Origin of the sequence: Streptococcus sp. 20925_1_22, from assembly GCF_041431685.1 — a bacterium.
Lineage (GTDB): Bacteria > Bacillota > Bacilli > Lactobacillales > Streptococcaceae > Streptococcus.
On record NZ_JAPVYE010000004.1, the window covers coordinates 307,855 to 325,465 of the forward strand.

General features: G+C 50.2%; 19 protein-coding genes. All 19 read left to right on the top strand.

The genetic code is table 11. The annotated features are described in order from the left end of the window. Positions 1-20 precede the first annotated feature (20 nt). The 19 genes from O3621_RS07495 to O3621_RS07585 all read left to right on the top strand — a co-directional run bounded on the left by O3621_RS07495 (position 21) and on the right by O3621_RS07585 (position 17,578). Complete coding sequence (locus O3621_RS07495; RefSeq protein WP_314448295.1) at positions 21-836, top strand: ATP-binding cassette domain-containing protein; 816 nt, start codon at positions 21-23, stop codon at positions 834-836. After that, positions 821-2,320, top strand: coding sequence for a cobyric acid synthase (locus O3621_RS07500; RefSeq protein WP_371514019.1), 1,500 nt, complete (start codon positions 821-823; stop codon positions 2,318-2,320). The genes O3621_RS07495 and O3621_RS07500 overlap by 16 nt, the downstream gene beginning before the upstream one ends. Next, positions 2,317-2,892 (top strand): cob(I)yrinic acid a,c-diamide adenosyltransferase, encoded by a 576-nt coding sequence (locus tag O3621_RS07505; protein ID WP_002896444.1) that lies wholly within the window; start codon positions 2,317-2,319, stop codon positions 2,890-2,892. The genes O3621_RS07500 and O3621_RS07505 overlap by 4 nt, the downstream gene beginning before the upstream one ends. A gap of 11 nt (positions 2,893-2,903) precedes the next feature. Beyond that, positions 2,904-3,335, top strand: a complete 432-nt coding sequence (locus O3621_RS07510; RefSeq protein WP_002896443.1) for a bifunctional precorrin-2 dehydrogenase/sirohydrochlorin ferrochelatase — start codon at positions 2,904-2,906, stop codon at positions 3,333-3,335. Positions 3,336-3,350: 15 nt separating this feature from the next. Beyond that, the gene (hemA, locus tag O3621_RS07515; protein ID WP_371514020.1) at positions 3,351-4,604 is read left to right on the top strand and encodes a glutamyl-tRNA reductase; all 1,254 of its coding nucleotides are present in this window, start codon (positions 3,351-3,353) and stop codon (positions 4,602-4,604) included. Next, positions 4,591-5,511 (top strand): hydroxymethylbilane synthase, encoded by a 921-nt coding sequence (hemC, locus tag O3621_RS07520; protein ID WP_125433976.1) that lies wholly within the window; start codon positions 4,591-4,593, stop codon positions 5,509-5,511. The genes hemA and hemC overlap by 14 nt, the downstream gene beginning before the upstream one ends. Continuing rightward, positions 5,496-6,221, top strand: a complete 726-nt coding sequence (locus O3621_RS07525) for a uroporphyrinogen-III synthase (protein WP_125433977.1) — start codon at positions 5,496-5,498, stop codon at positions 6,219-6,221. The genes hemC and O3621_RS07525 overlap by 16 nt, the downstream gene beginning before the upstream one ends. Further along, positions 6,208-7,179 (top strand): porphobilinogen synthase, encoded by a 972-nt coding sequence (gene hemB / locus O3621_RS07530; protein ID WP_371514021.1) that lies wholly within the window; start codon positions 6,208-6,210, stop codon positions 7,177-7,179. The genes O3621_RS07525 and hemB overlap by 14 nt, the downstream gene beginning before the upstream one ends. Positions 7,180-7,222: 43 nt before the next feature. Further along, a complete protein-coding gene (gene hemL / locus O3621_RS07535; protein WP_371514022.1) occupies positions 7,223-8,521 on the top strand; it encodes a glutamate-1-semialdehyde 2,1-aminomutase in 1,299 nt (432 codons plus the stop codon). Continuing rightward, positions 8,514-9,098 carry a bifunctional adenosylcobinamide kinase/adenosylcobinamide-phosphate guanylyltransferase gene (gene cobU / locus O3621_RS07540; protein ID WP_011836543.1) on the top strand — a complete coding sequence of 195 codons (585 nt, stop codon included), beginning with the start codon at positions 8,514-8,516 and terminating at the stop codon, positions 9,096-9,098. Before hemL ends, cobU begins: the two co-directional genes overlap by 8 nt. Further along, entirely contained in the window at positions 9,095-9,823 is a 729-nt protein-coding gene (gene cobS, locus O3621_RS07545) for an adenosylcobinamide-GDP ribazoletransferase (RefSeq protein WP_011836544.1), read from the top strand. The genes cobU and cobS overlap by 4 nt, the downstream gene beginning before the upstream one ends. Then, complete coding sequence (locus O3621_RS07550) at positions 9,820-10,392, top strand: histidine phosphatase family protein (protein ID WP_314448275.1); 573 nt, start codon at positions 9,820-9,822, stop codon at positions 10,390-10,392. The genes cobS and O3621_RS07550 overlap by 4 nt, the downstream gene beginning before the upstream one ends. 54 nt (positions 10,393-10,446) lie before the next feature. Further along, a complete protein-coding gene (locus O3621_RS07555; protein ID WP_314448273.1) occupies positions 10,447-11,550 on the top strand; it encodes an NADH-dependent flavin oxidoreductase in 1,104 nt (367 codons plus the stop codon). Positions 11,551-11,666: 116 nt separating this feature from the next. Next, complete coding sequence (locus O3621_RS07560; protein WP_314448271.1) at positions 11,667-13,262, top strand: ABC transporter substrate-binding protein; 1,596 nt, start codon at positions 11,667-11,669, stop codon at positions 13,260-13,262. A 3-nt stretch (positions 13,263-13,265) separates the two neighbouring features. Continuing rightward, entirely contained in the window at positions 13,266-14,048 is a 783-nt protein-coding gene (locus O3621_RS07565) for an ATP-binding cassette domain-containing protein (RefSeq protein ID WP_371514023.1), read from the top strand. Beyond that, positions 14,045-14,815, top strand: coding sequence for an ABC transporter ATP-binding protein (locus O3621_RS07570; protein ID WP_223323135.1), 771 nt, complete (start codon positions 14,045-14,047; stop codon positions 14,813-14,815). Before O3621_RS07565 ends, O3621_RS07570 begins: the two co-directional genes overlap by 4 nt. Next, positions 14,805-15,788 carry a M14 family metallopeptidase gene (locus O3621_RS07575; RefSeq protein ID WP_371514024.1) on the top strand — a complete coding sequence of 328 codons (984 nt, stop codon included), beginning with the start codon at positions 14,805-14,807 and terminating at the stop codon, positions 15,786-15,788. The genes O3621_RS07570 and O3621_RS07575 overlap by 11 nt, the downstream gene beginning before the upstream one ends. Then, complete coding sequence (locus tag O3621_RS07580) at positions 15,781-16,776, top strand: ABC transporter permease (RefSeq protein ID WP_371514025.1); 996 nt, start codon at positions 15,781-15,783, stop codon at positions 16,774-16,776. Before O3621_RS07575 ends, O3621_RS07580 begins: the two co-directional genes overlap by 8 nt. After that, the gene (locus O3621_RS07585) at positions 16,769-17,578 is read left to right on the top strand and encodes an ABC transporter permease (RefSeq protein WP_371514026.1); all 810 of its coding nucleotides are present in this window, start codon (positions 16,769-16,771) and stop codon (positions 17,576-17,578) included. Before O3621_RS07580 ends, O3621_RS07585 begins: the two co-directional genes overlap by 8 nt. The last annotated feature ends 33 nt before the right edge of the window (positions 17,579-17,611 follow it).

Genomic DNA, 17,611 nt, shown 5'->3' on the forward strand with positions numbered 1-17,611 from the left:
AAAGTAGATAGGAAACTTAGATGTTACAAGTAAAGAATATTTCTTTTTCGTATGACGAAAATCCAACGCTGCACGATATTTCTATGGACTTCGAAGAAGGTCGGATTACCGGCATTCTGGGAGTTAACGGCTCAGGTAAGTCTACCATCATGAAAATCATCACCCGACTGCTCCAACCGCAGAAGGGCAGCATTTTATATGATGGTCAGCCTGTGGGCGACTCTAAGAAGGCTTTGTTCCAGTATCGGCAGCATGTCAATATGGTCTTTCAGAATCCAGAGCAGCAGCTCTTTTATACCATTGTGAAGGACGATATTGGCATGGCCTTGGAAAACTTAGGCTATGAAGAAGACGAGATAACCAGCAGAGTAGCGACGGCTTTAGAGATGATGGACATTTCTCATCTGCAGGACAGACCGCTGCAGTATCTGAGCTATGGCCAGAAAAAGCGGGTGGCTATTGCTGGCATGCTGGCCCTGCAGCCCAAGTATCTGCTGCTTGATGAGCCTACGGCAGGATTGGATCCCAAAGGGCGGGACCAGATGGCAGCGACCATGAAAAAGCTGGTCCAGGCTGGGACCAACATCATCGTATCCAGCCATGACATGGATCTGATGTATGACTGCTGTGACTATGCCTACCTGCTGCAGAAGGGGCATTTGATTGCGGAGGGCAGCAAGTTTGATTTCTTCCAGCAGGGAAATCTGCTAGTAGAGGCAGGCTTGGCTGTGCCTTGGATTGTCAAGCTTCATCAGACTATCCAGACGCCACTGGCAGAAAATGAAGCTGCTTTCTTTGAGCAGCTAGGAGGAAATGTAAAATGGTCAAATCATTGATGGTACAGGGAACTGCCTCAGATGCTGGGAAGAGCATTATTGCGGCAGGGCTCTGCCGGATTTTCAAGCAGGATGGCCTAGAAGTGGTGCCTTTTAAGTCGCAGAATATGGCACTTAATTCCTTTATCACCAAAAAAGGAGATGAAATGGGCCGGGCTCAGGTCGTTCAGGCTGAGGCAGCTGGCAAAGAGCCGGATGTCCGCATGAATCCAGTCCTGCTCAAACCGACCTCTGACCGCAAGTCCCAGGTCGTCTTTTTAGGTCGGGTACTGCGGGATATGGATGCTGTCGAATACCATGAATACAAGCAGCAGCTCCTGCCTAAGATTAAGGAGGTCTATGAGGAGCTGGGCGCTGAGAATGATATTATCATTATTGAGGGAGCAGGCAGTCCAGCTGAAATCAATCTCAATGACCGAGACATTGTCAATATGGGCATGGCCAAGCTAGTTGATGCGCCAGTTATTTTAGTGGCGGATATTGATAAGGGAGGCGTCTTCGCCTCTATCTACGGAACGATTGAGCTCATGCCACCTGAGGATCGCAAGCGGATCAAGGGGGTTATTATCAATAAATTCCGTGGCGATGTGGCCTTGCTACAGTCTGGCATTGATATGATTGAAGAGCTGACTCAGGTGCCGGTTATCGGAGTCGTACCTTATGCCCAGCTGGATATTGACAGCGAAGACAGTGTGGCATTGGTACAGAAAAGCCGGCGCTTTGATAGCAGAAAGAGTCTGGATATCGCAGTTGTCAGCCTCAAGCGCCTGTCCAACTTTACGGATTTTCACAGTTTAGAAATCCAGCCAGATGTTTCTGTCCGCTATGTCCAGCCTGGGGATGCGATCGGTCGGCCGGATCTCTTGATCCTGCCGGGCAGTAAAAACACCATCGAAGACATGAACTATCTGAGAGAGTCTGGTCTTGAAGCTGAGATTCTCGAGTGTCTGGAGCAGGGCGTGCGAATCTTTGGTATCTGTGGCGGCTATCAACTGCTGGGGCAGAAGATTAGTGACCCTCTGCACCTAGAGTCTGACTTAGAAGAGATTAACGGTCTGGGAATTTTAGAGACAGAGACGGTGCTTCAGCCGGTCAAGCGGACGACTCAGGTCAGAGCCCTGCATGAGGGACAAGAACTAGAGGGCTACGAGATTCACATGGGGGAAACCCAGCTGGCGGATCGTCTGGAGCCATTTTCCATCATCAAGGAGCAAAATGGTGAGGCAACCGAGCGTCCAGATGGAGCTGTGGCTTATGGCGGGCAGGTGCAAGGAACTTACCTTCATGGGGTCTTTGACAATCTAGAATGGACTCGTCAGTATCTGAATGAACTTCGTCTGGCTAAGGGCTTAGAGCCGCTAGAGGACCAGCTTGTCAGTATCAAAGACTTTAAAGACAGAGAGTATGATAAGTTGGCAGACGTCCTACGCCAGTCTTTGGACATGGAGCAGATTTATCAAATCATCAACAGAGAAGAAAAATGAGAATTTATACGAAATACGGAGACAAAGGGTTTACTCGGCTCTACGGTGGGGATCGAGTATCCAAGACCCATATTCGGGTCGAAGCTTATGGAACGATGGATGAGCTATGCTCTCATCTAGGCTATGTCGTATCTGAGATGCGCGACTATCCTATCTTGGATGACCTACGTCTGGAATGCGAGGAAATCCAGCAGCATCTATTTGACTGCGGCAGCGACTTGGCTACGCCGCGGGAGTTACGCCCCTACAAGCAAGAACCAGCCAATGTCAGCTGGCTGGAGGAGCGGATGGATGAGTATATGCATATCCCTCCGAAAATCGACCGCTTTATCATTCCGGGCGGCCATCGGATTGCCAGTCTCCTGCATGTGGCCCGCACCATGACCAGACGTCTGGAGCGGCGTATGGTAGCTGTTATAGAGGCAGATGAAGCGGTCAATGAGATCGGCTTGATCTATATCAACCGTCTGTCGGATTACTTTTTTGTACTGGCTCGATTGGTCAATGACCGTCTAGAGGAGCCAGATACAATCTACAAACGCAGCGCGAAAATCTTTCGGGAAAAGAAATAGGAGAAGCTAGCATGTATCCAGTCATGATTAATATCAGAGAGAAGAAAGTCGTGGTAGTGGGAGGCGGCAAGGTCGCAGCGCGGAAGATTAAGACCCTGCTGGCTGAGCAGGCTGCTGTGACAGTGGTCAGTCCGACTCTGCATGCTGACATTCCACAGGCGGAGATCCAATGGCTAGCTAGACCCTACCAGACAGGCGATTTGGAAGGCGCAAAGCTAGTCTTTGCCTGTACAGATCAGGCGGAAGTCAACCGTCAGATTATGGAGGATGCGGCACCCAGTCAGCTGGTAAACAATACGGGCGACAAGACCTTTTCCGACTTCTACAATGTAGCCATTGCGAGAAAAAAGGACGTATCTGTCATGATCTCGACCAATGGCCTCTCGCCCAGCCGTTCCAAGGAGATTCGCAAGAAGATAGAAGCAATTTTAGACCAACTTTAAAAGAAGGAAAGAAACATGCACCTATTATATGTGGGTTTGACCCATCAGGAAACACCGCTGACAATTTTGGAAAAAGCACATTTTTCAGATCAGGAGGGGCTTAAAGCTCTGAAGCTCCTGAAAAGAGAAAAAAGTATCTTGGAAAATATCATCCTGTCCACCTGCAATCGGACCGAGCTCTATCTGGTGGTGGACCAGCTGCATACTGGCCGCTACTATTCCAAGCATTTTTTGGCGGACTGGTTTCAGATTCCTGTCAAGGAGCTGGAAGAGTATTTAGTCTTTCGTGAGGGGGATGAGGCCTTGCGGCATCTGCTGCGGGTCTCCATCGGCCTGGAATCCAAGATTGTCGGTGAAAGTCAGGTCTTGGGCCAGCTCAAGCAGGCTTTCTTGACAGCGCAAGATGCTGGTACGACTGGAATTGTCCTCAATCAGGCTTTCAAGCAGGCGCTGACCTTTGCTAAGCGCATGCATGATTCTTATCGGATCAATGACCGGCCTATTTCCATCGGTCTGACGGCCATCCAAGAATTGGACCGGCTGGGGCTGGATTACAGCACTAAAAAGGTAGCCCTTATCGGTTTGGGAGAGATTGGTCAGCTGGTGACTAAGTATGCTCTACAGCGGCCATTCGAATCAGTCATGCTGCTCAATCGGACGGTCAGCAAGGCCCAGCCTTTTCTGACAGAGGACAGGGTATCTGCCCATGGCTGGGATGAATTGGAAGCAGTACTGGCGGATGCGGATGTGGTCTTTTCGGCAGTTAAAACGGAAGAATACATTATCTTTCCCTCTATGCTTAAGGTGGATGCGGTCGTGTTTGACCTCTGTCTGCCGCGTTCCTGCCATCCGAGCTCATCTCTGAAGCTCTATAATATCGAAAATCTGACCAATCAACTGGAGCAATACAAAGCGGAACGGCAGGAGATTGCCGGTCGGATTGCTTTGGAGATTGATGAGGAGCTGGTCAAGTTTGCTGATTGGCGTCAGCAGTTGGGCATTATTCCTCTGATTCAGGAAATCAGGGATAAGGCTTTGGAAGCTCAAGCTTCGGCCATGGAAAGTCTTAATCGTAAGATTCCAGATTTGACAGAGCGGGAGCAGAAGCAGATTTCCAAGCACATGAAGAGTATTATCAACCAAGTCTTGAAGGAGCCAATCTTGCAGCTCAAAGAGCTGTCAGTCGGTGAGCATTCAGACTATGACATTGCCTTGATTGCCAAGATATTTGGCTTGCACAGAGAAAGGGGAAAAGATGAAGGTCATTAAGGTAGGAACCCGCAAGAGTAAGCTGGCCATGACCCAGACCCAACAGTTAGTGGACCAGCTCAAGGCGCTCCATCCAGAGCGGGACTTTGTCCTTGTTCCCTATACTACAAAGGGAGATCGTTTGACCCATGTCAGCCTCCAGGAAATTGGCGGCAAGGGAGTCTTTGTCAAGGAAATCGAGCGGGCTCTCTTGGCTGGTGAGATTGATATGGCGGTCCACAGTCTCAAGGACATGCCGGCTAAGCTAGCTGAGGGCTGTGCGCTCGGTGCGATTAGCCAGCGAGAAGATGTCCGGGATTGCTTGATTTTCCGTCAAGCTGGCCAGACGCTGGCTGACCTGCCTGAGGGCGCTCTTATAGGAACCAGCAGCATTCGTCGACAGGTTCAGCTGCAGGCTCAGAGACCGGATTTGACTTTTAAGCCACTTCGGGGCAACATTGATACCCGTATCAAGAAGCTGGAAGAAGGCGAATACGATGTGATTGTCTTGGCTATGGCCGGTCTTAAACGTTTGGGCTGGCTGGACCAAAGCCGTCTTCACATTCAGCCTTTAGAGACCAGTCTTTGTCTGCCAGCTATTTCTCAGGGCGCTTTGGCGGTGGAATGCCGGGAAGAGGATGAGGAACTGCGGCAACTGTTAGCGGCTGTTCAGGATGATAAGACAGCTGCTGAAGTAGCAGTTGAGAGGGCAGTTTTGGCTCAGATGAATGCAGACTGTACCTTCCCTATCGCTGCTTTTGCCCAGAAAAAAGGTCAGGCCTATCAGCTAGAGGCCATGCTGGCCAAGGAGGACGGCCAATGCGTCTTTGTCAGCCTTCAGGGGCAGGATGGTCAGGAATTGGCAGAGCAGGCTGTGCGCCAATTAGCCGATAAGGGAGCAGTAGGAATGCCATGGTTAAAAAAATAATCTTTACCAGAGAACAGGCGCCGGACTCTGCCTGGCTAGAAAAGATCAGACAGGCTGGATTTGAGACGCATCATGTTCCTCTCATTCGCTGTCAGTCTTTGCCTTTGCCAGAAGCTGTCCAAGCAGTTCTGCCAGAAGCTGACTGGGTCTTTTTTACCAGTGCTGTCGCAGTAGAGGCTTTCAGTCCCTATCTGAAAGAGGACTGCCAGATTGCGACCATTGGGCCGCAGACCAGTCAGGCGCTGGACAAGCTAGGCCGAGCCTGTGTTTTTCAGGCCAGCAGCCACTATGGTATTGATTTTATTCAGGAGTGGCTGGATTTGGCTCTGCCGACGCAGAAGATTTTGCTGCCTCAGAGCAGCCTTTCCAATCCCAGTCTTGCTGAGAAATTAAAAGAAGCAGGTCATGATGTCTGGGCTTGGCCTATGTACGAAACGACCTCAAACCCTGCTGGTCAGGACCAGCTCGAGACCTATCTGTCCCAAGAGGATGTGATTTGGACCTTTGCCAGTCCATCGGCTTGGCAGAGTTTTTGTGCTATTAAGCCCCATCTAGCATCCAGTCATCAGATTGCAGTGATTGGCCAGACAACGGCTCAGGCAGTCAAGGAGTCCGGCTATGGGGTAGACTACCAGCCTCAGAGTCCTTCTGTTGAGGAAATGGTCAAGGAAATAATCAAGAAAGAAGAGAAGAAGCATGGAATTTTATAGACATCGCAGGCTGAGAAGAAGCAGCGGTCTGCGGCAGCTGGTCAGAGAAACTAAGCTGTCTGTGGATGACTTTATCCAGCCCTTGTTTGTCAAGGAAGGGTTGACTGAAAAGCAAGAGGTAGCTTCCATGCCGGGAGTTTATCAGTTCTCCCTCGAGGATTTGCTGCCAGAAGTGCAGGAATGTGTGGACTTGGGCATTCGGGCTTTTATCGTCTTTGGCATTCCGTCAGAAAAGGACGAAACAGGCAGCCAAGCTTCAGCTGAAAATGGCATTGTCCAAGAAGCTATCCGTCTGATCAAGAAGCATTTCCCTGAGACGGTCGTCATTGCAGACACCTGTCTCTGTGAGTTTACCAGTCACGGGCATTGCGGCATTTTACGAGGGGAGGAAGTGGACAATGATCTGTCTCTGACTAGACTGACAGAAGTTGCTGTCAGCCAAGCCAGGGCTGGAGCAGATGTCATTGCTCCTTCCAATGCCATGGACGGTTTTGTGGCGGCTATCCGTCAGGGGCTTGATGCGGCGGGGTTTGAAGACATTCCAATAATGTCCTATGCCATTAAGTTTGCCTCTAGCTTTTATGGACCTTTCCGAGATGCAGGTGAGAGTGCTCCGGCCTTTGGCGACCGCAAGACCTATCAGATGGATCCGGCCAATCGCTTGGAGGCTTTGAGAGAAGCCAAGAGCGATGAGGAGCAAGGAGCAGACTTTCTCATGGTTAAGCCGGCTCTGGCCTTTCTGGATATCCTCAGAGAGCTACGACAGGAGACTAAACTGCCTCTGGTGACCTATAATGTCAGTGGAGAATACGCTATGGTCAAGGCAGCAGCCCAGCAGGGCTGGATCAATGAAAAAGCCATTGTCATGGAAACTTTGACCAGTATGAAGCGGGCTGGTGCAGACTTGATTATCACCTATTTTGCCAAGGATGCGGCCGGCTATCTGAGAGAAGGATAGAGACTGCGGAAAATCAGCAGTTTTCTAGATAAGGAGGACCAACTTGAAGAGAGAACATTCCAACCAATATTTCACAGAGGCTCAAAAGCTCTTTCCAGGCGGGGTCAACAGTCCTGTCCGGGCTTTTAAGGCCGTTGGAGGCCATCCGCTTTTTATCGAAAAAGCCAGCGGAGCCTATCTGCATGATGTCGATGGCAACCGCTATATTGACTACGTCCTGTCTTGGGGGCCTATGATTTTGGGGCATGCTCCTAAGGATGTGTTGCCAGCAGTTGAGGAAGCTATTTGGGAGGGGACCAGCTTTGGTGCTCCTAGTCCCAGAGAGATTGCCCTCGGCCAGCTGGTGCAGGAGCGCCTGCCTTTCATGGAAAGAATGAGGATGGTCAATTCGGGAACGGAAGCGACCATGAGCGCCATTCGGGTAGCGCGTGGGGTGACCAAGCGTTCTAAAATTGTCAAATTTATCGGCTGCTATCACGGCCACAGCGATTCCTTTTTGGTTCAGGCTGGTTCAGGCTTGGCCAGCTTTGGGATTGCTGATTCTGCCGGAGTCATTGCTCAGGTAGCTGGGGAAACTCTGGCTTTACCTTACAATGACACAGATGCTCTGAAGGCTTGCTTTGAAAAGCACGGAGACGACATTGCCTGTGTCATTTTAGAAGCCGTTGCTGGCAATATGGGCTTGATTCCTGCGGATGCGGACTTTATCAGTACTATTCGCTCCCTCACTCAGGAATACGCCTCTCTCTTCATCGTGGACGAGGTCATGAGTGGTTTCCGAGCTCATTATCAGGGGGCCGTCGGCCTCTATCAGACAGAGCCAGACCTTGTCTGCTTGGGCAAGGTTATCGGTGGCGGCTTCCCAGTCGCAGCCTTTGGCGGCAAGGCCGTCTATATGGATCAGGTAGCGCCTCTGGGCAGCATCTATCAGGCCGGCACTTTGTCGGGTAATCCAGTCGCAATGACGGCCGGTTACAAAACCTTGAAACAGCTGACTCCTGAGCTCTTTGCTGAGATTGAAGAGAAAACGAACTACCTCTGTGATGGCTTACGAAGTCTAGCCGATAAGTACAGCATTAATCTGCAAGTCGTGTCCAAGGGAACCATGTTTGGCTTCTTCTTCAGCCAGAAGCCGGTCCGCAATTTTGAGGATTCTAAGGCGGCTGACCATGCTCAGTTTGCAAGACTGCACGGTCTCTTGCTGGAACAAGGCATCTATCTGGCGCCATCTCAGTATGAAACCAACTTTATGTCCAGTGCCCATACTAGAGTGGATCTAGACCAGACCTTGGCAGCCTTCGAGCAGGCATTTCAAGCAATGAAAGAAGAAGCAAATGGCTAAGATTGTGTTAGTGACAGGCGGTGCCAGAAGTGGCAAGTCGGCATTTGCGGAGGAGCAGTTGGCTGACCGAGAGCGAGTTTGCTATATTGCGACCGGCCTGCCCCGAGGAGAAGATCCAGAATGGCAGGAGCGGATTCGGCTGCACCAAGAACGCCGGCCGGCTTCCTGGACAACTCAGGAACAGTATGCAGGGCTGGCGGACTGGCTGCGAGAACAGTCGCATCCAGTTTACCTGCTGGATTGTGCCACCCTTCTGACCAGCAATCGCCTCTTTGATTTAATTGCCCAGCATTTTCCAGACAAGCTGGAGCTGACCGAGGAACACTTTCTCAGTCGGCAGGAGCAGTCTTTCCTGCTGCAGCTCTTGGAAGAAGAATGGCAAGAGCTCCTATCTGCAATCCATCAGACTGATGCTGAGTGCTGGATTGTAACGGACGAAGTTGGACTGGGTATTGTCCCAGAGACCAGACTAGGACGCTTTTTCCGTGATGTGCAGGGCAAGATTAACCAACTGATTGCAAAGGAGGCGAGCGAGGCTTATCTAGTCATCTGCGGCCTTGCTCAGCAGTTGAAATGATAAAGGCATTGATTATCTATACCCAATTTTTTAGCCGGATTGTGATTCCAAAGGCAGTGGATATTTCCTATTTGCGACGGGGACTTCCTTTTCTGACCCTCTTTGGCCTCTTGCTGGGTTTGATTTCAGGTGGATTTTATTTCCTGACGAGCCTAGTCCTGCCAGGGATGGTCGCTTGGGTTCTGACCCTTGCTTTCGATGTTCTGCTGACAGGTGGTTTTCACTTAGACGCTTTAGCGGATACGGCAGACGGTCTCTTCTCCTCGCGGAAGAAGGAGCGGATGCTAGAGATTATGAAGGACAGTCGGATTGGCAGCAATGGCGTTCTGGCGCTCATTCTCTACTATGCTCTGATGCTGGTTCTCTACCCTTATCTGCCAGAGCCTCGCTGGTTTATCGTGGCTAGTCTGACCATGATTGGCAAGGCAGGTCTGAGTCTACAGCTTTACCGGATGACCTATGCCAGAGAAGGCGGCGGCTCGGGGAATTTCTTCAGTGGCAGCAAGACCAGTCATATCCTGCTTGCCCAGCTTCTCCCCTTGCTCCTGTCTCTGCTAGTTTTCAGTTGGAGAGGCCTTCTGGCTTACGGCTTGGTATTTCTGGGAGCAATCGGCTATCGCTGGTTCGTTTATAATAAAATTGACGGTCACACAGGCGATACGATAGGGGCCTATGTCGAAATTGCCCAGCTTCTCTATCTCTTAGGATTGGTGGTACTAGGATGAAAAAATGGTATCTGATGCGGCATGGTCAGACAGACTACAACCGCAGGCGCTGTTTCTACGGCAGCCATGATGTCTCTATCAACGAGCAAGGCCAAAAAGATGCCAAGCAGCTACAACTTTTGATGCAGGAGTACCCAGTCGATGTGATTTACACCAGTTGTCTCAAACGGACGCAGGAAACAGCCCAGCTAGCTTATCCAGACAGGCAAATTCAGTCCATAGGCGACTTTGACGAGCGGGGCTTTGGACAATGGGAGGGCTTGACAGCTGATGAGATTCAGGCAGCCTTTCCAGAAGTCTGGCAAGCTTGGCTGGAAGCCCCCTTTGAGGTCACGCCTCCTGAGGCAGAAGTTTTCTCAGACTTTCAGGCCAGAGTCTGGACAGCAACAGACTGCCTGCTAGATAGTGCTGATGAGTCAATGGCTCTAGTGGCTCATTTGGGAGTCCTTCGCTTGATTTACCAGCATTTGGTTGATGGAGAGGCTGTTTTTTGGAACATTGATGTCCCCCAAGGACGAGTGCTGCTCTTGGAAGAGCGGGACCAGACTTGGCAGGCGACCTTACTCTAAGGGCTTATTATTTAAAACAAACAACATGATTTATCTTGGGGAAGAGGTGACCAGATGAATACACAGATTCAGGATGAATTCACTTTTAAAAATGGTCAGACCATGCGCAATCGCGTTGTCTTGGCTCCTATGACCATCTGCGCTAGTGAGCCGGGTGGCTATGTATCTCAGGCAGATATTGATTTTTTTGCCCGCCGGTCTAGGTCGGTTGGCATGGTCATTACTGGCAGTACCTATGTCCATCCTCTGGGCAAGTCCTTTGCGGAGAGCTTCAGCGGCGCCGAGGACGATAAAATTGAGGGGCTTAGCCGTCTGGCCAAGGCCATCAAGGACCAAGGGGCTCTGGCTATTGTCCAACTTTATCATGGTGGTCGTATGGTTCTGCCTGATTTGATTGACGGTCAGCCAGTAGCACCCAGTGCTGTTAAGGCTCCGCGCGATTATCTGGCAGATCCGAGGGCGCTCAAGAATTCTGAAGTAGAGCAGGTGATAGAGGACTTTCTGTCAGCTATCAGACGGGCCATTCAGGCTGGCTTTGATGGCGTCGAGCTTCATGGCGCCAATACCTATCTGATCCAGCAGTTTGTCTCTCCTCATTCAAATGTCCGTCAGGACAAGTGGGGCGGCAGTCTTAACAATCGCTTGCGCTTTCCAAAGACCTTGCTGAAAAGAGCCAAGCAACTAGTCAAAGAAGAGGCTGACCGCCCCTTCCTGATTGGCTACCGCTTTTCTCCGGAAGAGATTGAAGAGCCAGGTATCCAGCTTTATGATACCCTGCAGTTGCTGGAGCAGCTCATCTATCATCAAGTAGACTATCTGCATATTTCGACCTCTGATGTCTGGCGCTCGTCTATCAGAGATTCTCAGGACTCGGAGCCAGTGATTCAGAAAATTATCAGAAAAATTAATGATAGAGTGCCCCTGATTGGTGTCGGTCAGATAGAGACTAGGCAGGATGCCCAGCGAGTATTGGATGCGGGGATTCCGCTCTTTGCCCTCGGCAAGGCCCTGCTCCTAGACCCAGACTGGACAGAAAAAGTTGTCTCTGGCCGGGAGTCAGAAGTCATCCGAGCTTATCGGGATGAGATGCAGGCTGATTTGGCTCTGCCAACTGCCTTTGTCGAAGATGCCCGAAGTTATCTGGAAGGAAAAGATTAAGACAAACAAATCTCCAAGGAGGAAAGAGAATGAGCAATCACTTGTTTTTCACTCGTTTGCTCTCTCATCTGCAGGACACTGAACCACCTTAGACAGAGAGCGAAGCGTATTTAGATTTGACTAGGACAGACCGTCTTAAATTAGTTTACAAAATAGAAAAGGAATTTGAATATTTTATGAAACATTTTAAAAAAATTATGGTTTTAGCCTTGGCAGGCCTAGCCCTAGCCTCCTGTGTAAACCCTAGCAAAACCAGTGAGCCTACTGGCGATAGTGGCAGCAAGACTGTAACCATCGGCTATACCCAGTTTCCAGCAAATGTGGATCCAGCAGCGGAATACAATGGCTGGTTCACGGTCCGTTACGGAGTGGGAGAAACCCTCTTTAAGATGGACGACAAACTTGAGGTAAAACCTTGGCTGGCTGAGAAAATCGAAGCAGTCTCAGACCTAGAGTGGAAAATTACCCTCAAGGATAAGGTGACTTTCCAAAATGGTGAAAAAATGACCGGTGAAAAGGTCAAAGCCTCTCTGGAACGCTTGATTAAGACAAGCGAACGGGCAGCATCAGATATGGGCATTGACAGTATCTCTGCGGAGGGTCAAACCGTGACCATCAAGACAAAGGCTGTGCAACCGATCATGGCGAATCTCTTGGCAGAGCCATACTCCGCCATTGTCGATACGACTGGCAAGAGTGCATCTGACAAGGCTCCTGTCGGAACGGGACCTTACATGGTGACCAAGTACACTCCTGAGAGCGGAGCAGAGCTCAAGGCTTATGACGACTACTGGGATGGTAAGCCAAAAGTTGCTAATCTGAAGATTAAATACTTCTCTGATCCGACAGCTATTTCTGCAGCCCTCAAGTCTAAAGAAGTCGACGCTGTCTATGGTCTGCCTTATGCAAATCTAAGTACCTATGCTTCCGATAAGAACTACAAAATTTCTGAAGTAGAAGGTTCCCGCTACCTAGCTTACTACTATAACTTTGAAAATCCTTACGTAGCAGATGACAAGTTCCGTCAGGCTTTAGATACCTTGGTAGACAAGAAGACCTACTCAGAATCCCTCTTTAAAGGCTCAGCTGTACCAGCTGTTGGACCTTTCCCTACTAGCTTTGCCTTTGCCTTGCAAAAGAGCGTCCATGAATTTAACGTAGACAAGGCTAAGAAACTCTTGGATGAAGCTGGCTACAAGGATACTGACGGCGATGGCTACCGTGAAAAAGACGGTCAAAAAGTCAGCATTGAGCTGCTGTCCTTTACTCGTCTTCCTGAAATGCCGCTGGCTGTAGAAGCAACCCAGCAGCAGCTCAAGGAAGTCGGAATCGAAGCGACCATTAAGAAAGTTGAAGTCAGTGCCGTTGCCAGTGAAAAGGACTATGCCTTCACACCTTATGCGGTGGTAGCAGCTCCGATTGGTGATCCGTATGCCTTCTTCAATAGCGCTGTCAAGACAAACGGTGCAGCTAATATTGGTCACTACAGCAACCCAGAAGCGGATAAGAAAATCGAAGAGCTGGCGACTGAAACAGATCCAGCGAAGCGCAATCAGCTCAGCAAGGAAATTCAAGAAATCATGGACAAAGACTACGGCTTTACTATTATCGGCTTCTTCAAGGTCGCTCTGGTAATGGACAAGTCCGTCTCTGGTTTGGAATCCCATCCAACAGACTACTATCACGTCAGCAACAAATTATCAAAGGAATAAAACATGCTGGATATAAAAGATCTTCTGGTGCAGTCAGCAGATAAAGTCATTCTCGATCGGGTCTCCCTCTCTCTTGCTGAGGGGGAGTCCCTTTCGATTGTGGGCGAGAGTGGCAGTGGCAAGTCCACCCTGCTCAAGATGCTGCTGGGTCTCCCTCTTAGGGGGCTGATAGTAACAGAGGGCAGTATTACCTTTGAGGGGCAGGAAATTCAGCCCCAGGGCCACCGCATTTATCTGCCTTTTGTAGGCCGAGAAGTGGCCTGGATTAGTCAGCATGCCAGTCTCAGCTTCAATAACCGCCGTAAGATCAAAAAGCATTATCAGGACTTGGTGAAAAATCAGGGCCAGAAAGCAGCAAATCTCCGTCCCTTGGAAGAATGCCTAGAGATGGTGGGGCTGCTGCCTGAAAAAGTCGTCAATAAGTATCCTTTCGAGCTCAGTGGCGGTATGATGCAGCTGGTCGGTGTAGCGCTAGCTCTAGCCAGCAGGCCCAAACTATTGCTGGCTGATGAGCCGACTAGCGCTCTGGATGTCCTGTCGAAAATGAAGCTGCTTAATCTCTTGAGCCAGCTTCATCAAGAGGAAAACATGGCCATTCTCTTTGTTACACATGATATCAGTGTGGCTGAGCATCTAGCGCAAAAAGTAGTCGTCATGAAAGAAGGGCAGATTGTCGAAAGTGGTCCAGCCCATCAAGTTCTTCGCCATCCTGAGCAGGCCTACACCCAGAAATTGCTGAAGGCCGTGCCTAAGCTAGCAGCATTTAGAGAAGGGGGGCTGCTATGAATCAAGTATTGGTTGGTCGCCAACTGACCTACGAGTACAGTCAGATAGGCGAGCGGAGAATCGGTGTATTTGATATTGACATTAGCTTGGAAAAGGGACAGGCTTTGGGTCTGGTCGGTGAATCAGGCTCTGGTAAGAGTACCATTGCCAAACTCATCTGCCGCTTTTTAAAGCCGGACCAAGGGGAGCTAACCCTACTGGGCCAGCCAGTCTCTGCCTACAAGGATAGGGACTACTATGGTCGGGTCCAGTACATCGCCCAGCAGCCCCAGTCGACTTTTCATCCCAAGCGCAGCATTCAGCAGAGCCTAGAAGAGGTCTGTCGAAACTTCTCTCTCTATCAGCAGCAGTCAGATAGAAAGCAGGCCATCTGTGACTTGCTGAGATCGGTTGGTCTGACACCTGAGCTTGCTCAGAGGCTGCCACACCAGCTGAGTGGAGGAGAATGTCAGCGGGCAGCTATTGCCCGTGCCCTGCTGATTAATCCTGATGTGCTCATCTGCGATGAAATCACCAGTGCCCTGGATGTGACTGTTCAGTATGAAGTCATGAAGCTACTGGCAGATATCAAGAAGCGTTCGCAGACCTCCTTTCTCTTCATCTCTCATGACATCGCACTGGTCAGCAATTTTGCGGAAGATTTGGTCGTCCTCAAGGACGGAATCGTGCAGGAGAAGGGCAGCATGCGAGAGGTCGTCTCTGCTCCCAAGAGTGACTATACCAAGCTCCTACTCAGTCAGTACAGGGAGGATAAAGATGAGGATTAAGCAACAACTAGACTCTATGGCGCCATGCAGCAGCTATCAGGGCTGTCTGCCCATCACAGATGAGCTGGCTATCCAGTACACCTTACTCAAAGGACAAGCCACCCAGCCCTTGCTGACCATCAGTGCGGCAGTGCATGGCTGTGAGTATGTCGGAGTCAAGGCGCTGATGGACTTGGCGCATGAATGGGACTTTAACTTTCAGGGCTCTGTCCTCCTCCTGCATGCAGTCAATGTCAGCGGCTTCTGGGCTCGGGAGACGACGCTTGTACCTGAAGACGGCCTCAATCTGAACAGGATTTTTCAGAATCAAGAGCCAGTTTCCAGCCTCAGCTATCATATTCGGTCTGTGATTGAGAGCCAGGTCTTTAGCGTCAGTGATTTCTTGATTGACCTGCATAGCGGTAATCGAGAAGAACTGCTGACACCGCATGGTTACTACTCTCTGCAGGCGAATCCAGAGGTGGTCGAAAAGTCCTATCAGATGCTGCAGGCTTCTGGGACACCGATAATCTATCAATCTCAGGACTGCGGCAATCTTTATCACGCTGCCTCGGTGGACTATGGTTTGCCCAGTATCCTGCTGGAGCAGGGAGAAAACGGCACCTGTCTGCCAGAGGATGTTCTGGCCATGAAGGAGTCGGTCAAGCAAGTTGCCAGCTATCTTTTTGAAGGGAGCATGCCCTATTATAAGCAGGCGCCACTGATTTTTGACGACAGCTACTATCTGACCAGTCAGAGATCGGGCTGCTGGATGTGCTTTGTTCGGCCTAATCAAACAGTACAGGCTGGTCAGGTCATCGGCGAAATCTGTGATATTTATGGCAATATTTTAGAAAAGGTGACTGCTAAGGAAGACGGTCTGGTCCTCTATCAGAAAGCGACCTTGGTCGTCCACCAAGGCGAAGTGCTGCTGGCCGTTGCCAGCAAGAAGCCTGAAAGCTACCAGACATCTGAAAGGGAGGCGCATGATTAAATTTATTATCAAAACTATTCTGCAATTTGTCCTCATCCTGCTCTGCGTCAGCTTTATCTCCTTTTTGCTGGTTTATCTAGCACCGGGAGATCCGGCTGAGAGTATCCTCAATGCTCAGGGCATTCCTTTTACCAAGGAACTGCTGGAAATCAAGCGGGAAGAGATGGGACTGAATGGCAGCTTTATGGAGCAATATCTGGCCTGGCTGGGCAGGATTGTCCATGGCGACTTTGGTGTGACCTATAATTCCGGAGCTTCGGTTTGGGAGCAGCTGGTTTTCTATTTCCCCAACTCAGTCTACCTAGCTTTTTATACCCTGTTAGCGACTCTGGGGATTTCCCTGCCGACAGCTCTCTACACATCCTACCATGCTGGAAAGCCTATCGACCGCTTCCTGATGGCAGGTCTGGCCTTCCTGAATGCCATTCCTAGCTTTGTTATGGGAATTATCCTGATTCTGATCTTTTCCGTTCAGCTTCACTGGCTTCCCATTCAGGCAACGGCCAATGAGCTGGGCCTAGTCCTGCCAGTCATGACACTGGCCATGATCATGTCTACTCGCTATATCCCGCAGCTGCGGACCGCTTTGATAGAAATACTGCATTCACCAGAAGTCGAAGGTGCGCGAGGTCGGGGGATTCGAGAGGGACATATCCTGCTGCATGATGTGATTTACAATGTTCTGCCCTTTCTTCTCACCTTGGTCAGCCTTTCTCTGGGCTCGCTCCTAGGAGGGGTGGCTATTATCGAGCACCTCTTTTCCTGGCCGGGCATCGGTAAGATGCTGATAGGAGTCGTCGCCAAGCGGGATTATCCCCTTGTTCAGGGGGCGGTCCTCTTTATCACAGCGGGAGTCTTGACTGTAAATCTAGTCTTTCAGCTGCTCATGGTTTGGCTCAATCCTCGCGTCCTACTGGCTCAGGAAAATCCCAAACTGCTGCCGCGCATGAAGAGACTAAAAACAAGCAAGGAGGGCTCGTATGGATAAGAAAATCAATCGAAAACTCCTGGTCTTGGGCGGTCTCATCGTCCTGGCTCTGATCCTATCCTCCTTGGCCCCTCATCTCTTGGGTGACAGTTTGACCAAGGTCAATCTGGGCCAAGCCCTGCAAGGGCCGAGCAGCAGTGAGTGGTTCGGAACGGACGCTCTAGGCCGGTCTGTCTTTGCACGTGCTGTGAGCGGAGGTGCGGAAACAGTCCTGCCAGCCCTGATGATTCTGATGCTGATTGCGGCGGTGGGCTCCTTTATCGGGGTGACTAGCGCTTTTATCGGCGGGAAATTCGACCAGCTCATCTTGCTGGTTATTACGGCTTTTCAGTCTTTCCCCTCTATCATTTTGGTCATTGCCATCGTCAGTATCTTGGGCATCGGTCTCCAGCAAACCCTCATCGCTATCTGCCTGACGGCCTGGACTAAGTATGCCTACCTGATGCGCTCTATGACCCTGCAGCTGAAAAATGAACCCTATATCCAGTCCTCTAAAATGTATGGCAATAGTTTTTGGACAAGCCTGAAAAACTATTATTTCCCCAGCCTTTTTCCTCAGATTCTGACGACTATGAGCTTTGACATCAGCACCATTATCATGGAAATTGCTGGTCTTAGCTTTGTCGGTCTGGGAGCTCAGGCACCATCGCCTGAGTGGGGAGCCATGATCAATGACGGACGGATTTACATTCAGGAAGCCCCTTGGATTGTGGTCTTCCCTTGTATCTTGCTGATTCTGACGATTCTCCTCTTTACCAAGTTCGGAGACGCTCTGAACAGCAAGTACAACCGCATGAGTTGAACATCAAAAAATCAACAGCTAAAAAAATTATAG

Excerpts from the sequence above, each read along its gene's own strand:
- O3621_RS07525 (WP_125433977.1), top strand. The coding sequence starts at position 5,496 with ATGGTTAAAAAAATAATCTTTACCAGAGAACAGGCGCCGGACTCTGCC.
- O3621_RS07555 (WP_314448273.1), top strand. The coding sequence starts at position 10,447 with ATGAATACACAGATTCAGGATGAATTCACTTTTAAAAATGGTCAGACC.
- hemB (WP_371514021.1), top strand. The coding sequence starts at position 6,208 with ATGGAATTTTATAGACATCGCAGGCTGAGAAGAAGCAGCGGTCTGCGG.
- O3621_RS07495 (WP_314448295.1), top strand. The coding sequence starts at position 21 with ATGTTACAAGTAAAGAATATTTCTTTTTCGTATGACGAAAATCCAACG.
- cobS (WP_011836544.1), top strand. The coding sequence starts at position 9,095 with ATGATAAAGGCATTGATTATCTATACCCAATTTTTTAGCCGGATTGTG.
- hemC (WP_125433976.1), top strand. The coding sequence starts at position 4,591 with ATGAAGGTCATTAAGGTAGGAACCCGCAAGAGTAAGCTGGCCATGACC.
- O3621_RS07570 (WP_223323135.1), top strand. The coding sequence starts at position 14,045 with ATGAATCAAGTATTGGTTGGTCGCCAACTGACCTACGAGTACAGTCAG.
- O3621_RS07580 (WP_371514025.1), top strand. The coding sequence starts at position 15,781 with ATGATTAAATTTATTATCAAAACTATTCTGCAATTTGTCCTCATCCTG.
- O3621_RS07510 (WP_002896443.1), top strand. The coding sequence starts at position 2,904 with ATGTATCCAGTCATGATTAATATCAGAGAGAAGAAAGTCGTGGTAGTG.
- hemA (WP_371514020.1), top strand. The coding sequence starts at position 3,351 with ATGCACCTATTATATGTGGGTTTGACCCATCAGGAAACACCGCTGACA.
- O3621_RS07550 (WP_314448275.1), top strand. The coding sequence starts at position 9,820 with ATGAAAAAATGGTATCTGATGCGGCATGGTCAGACAGACTACAACCGC.
- cobU (WP_011836543.1), top strand. The coding sequence starts at position 8,514 with ATGGCTAAGATTGTGTTAGTGACAGGCGGTGCCAGAAGTGGCAAGTCG.
- O3621_RS07505 (WP_002896444.1), top strand. The coding sequence starts at position 2,317 with ATGAGAATTTATACGAAATACGGAGACAAAGGGTTTACTCGGCTCTAC.
- O3621_RS07565 (WP_371514023.1), top strand. The coding sequence starts at position 13,266 with ATGCTGGATATAAAAGATCTTCTGGTGCAGTCAGCAGATAAAGTCATT.
- O3621_RS07585 (WP_371514026.1), top strand. The coding sequence starts at position 16,769 with ATGGATAAGAAAATCAATCGAAAACTCCTGGTCTTGGGCGGTCTCATC.
- O3621_RS07575 (WP_371514024.1), top strand. The coding sequence starts at position 14,805 with ATGAGGATTAAGCAACAACTAGACTCTATGGCGCCATGCAGCAGCTAT.
- O3621_RS07500 (WP_371514019.1), top strand. The coding sequence starts at position 821 with ATGGTCAAATCATTGATGGTACAGGGAACTGCCTCAGATGCTGGGAAG.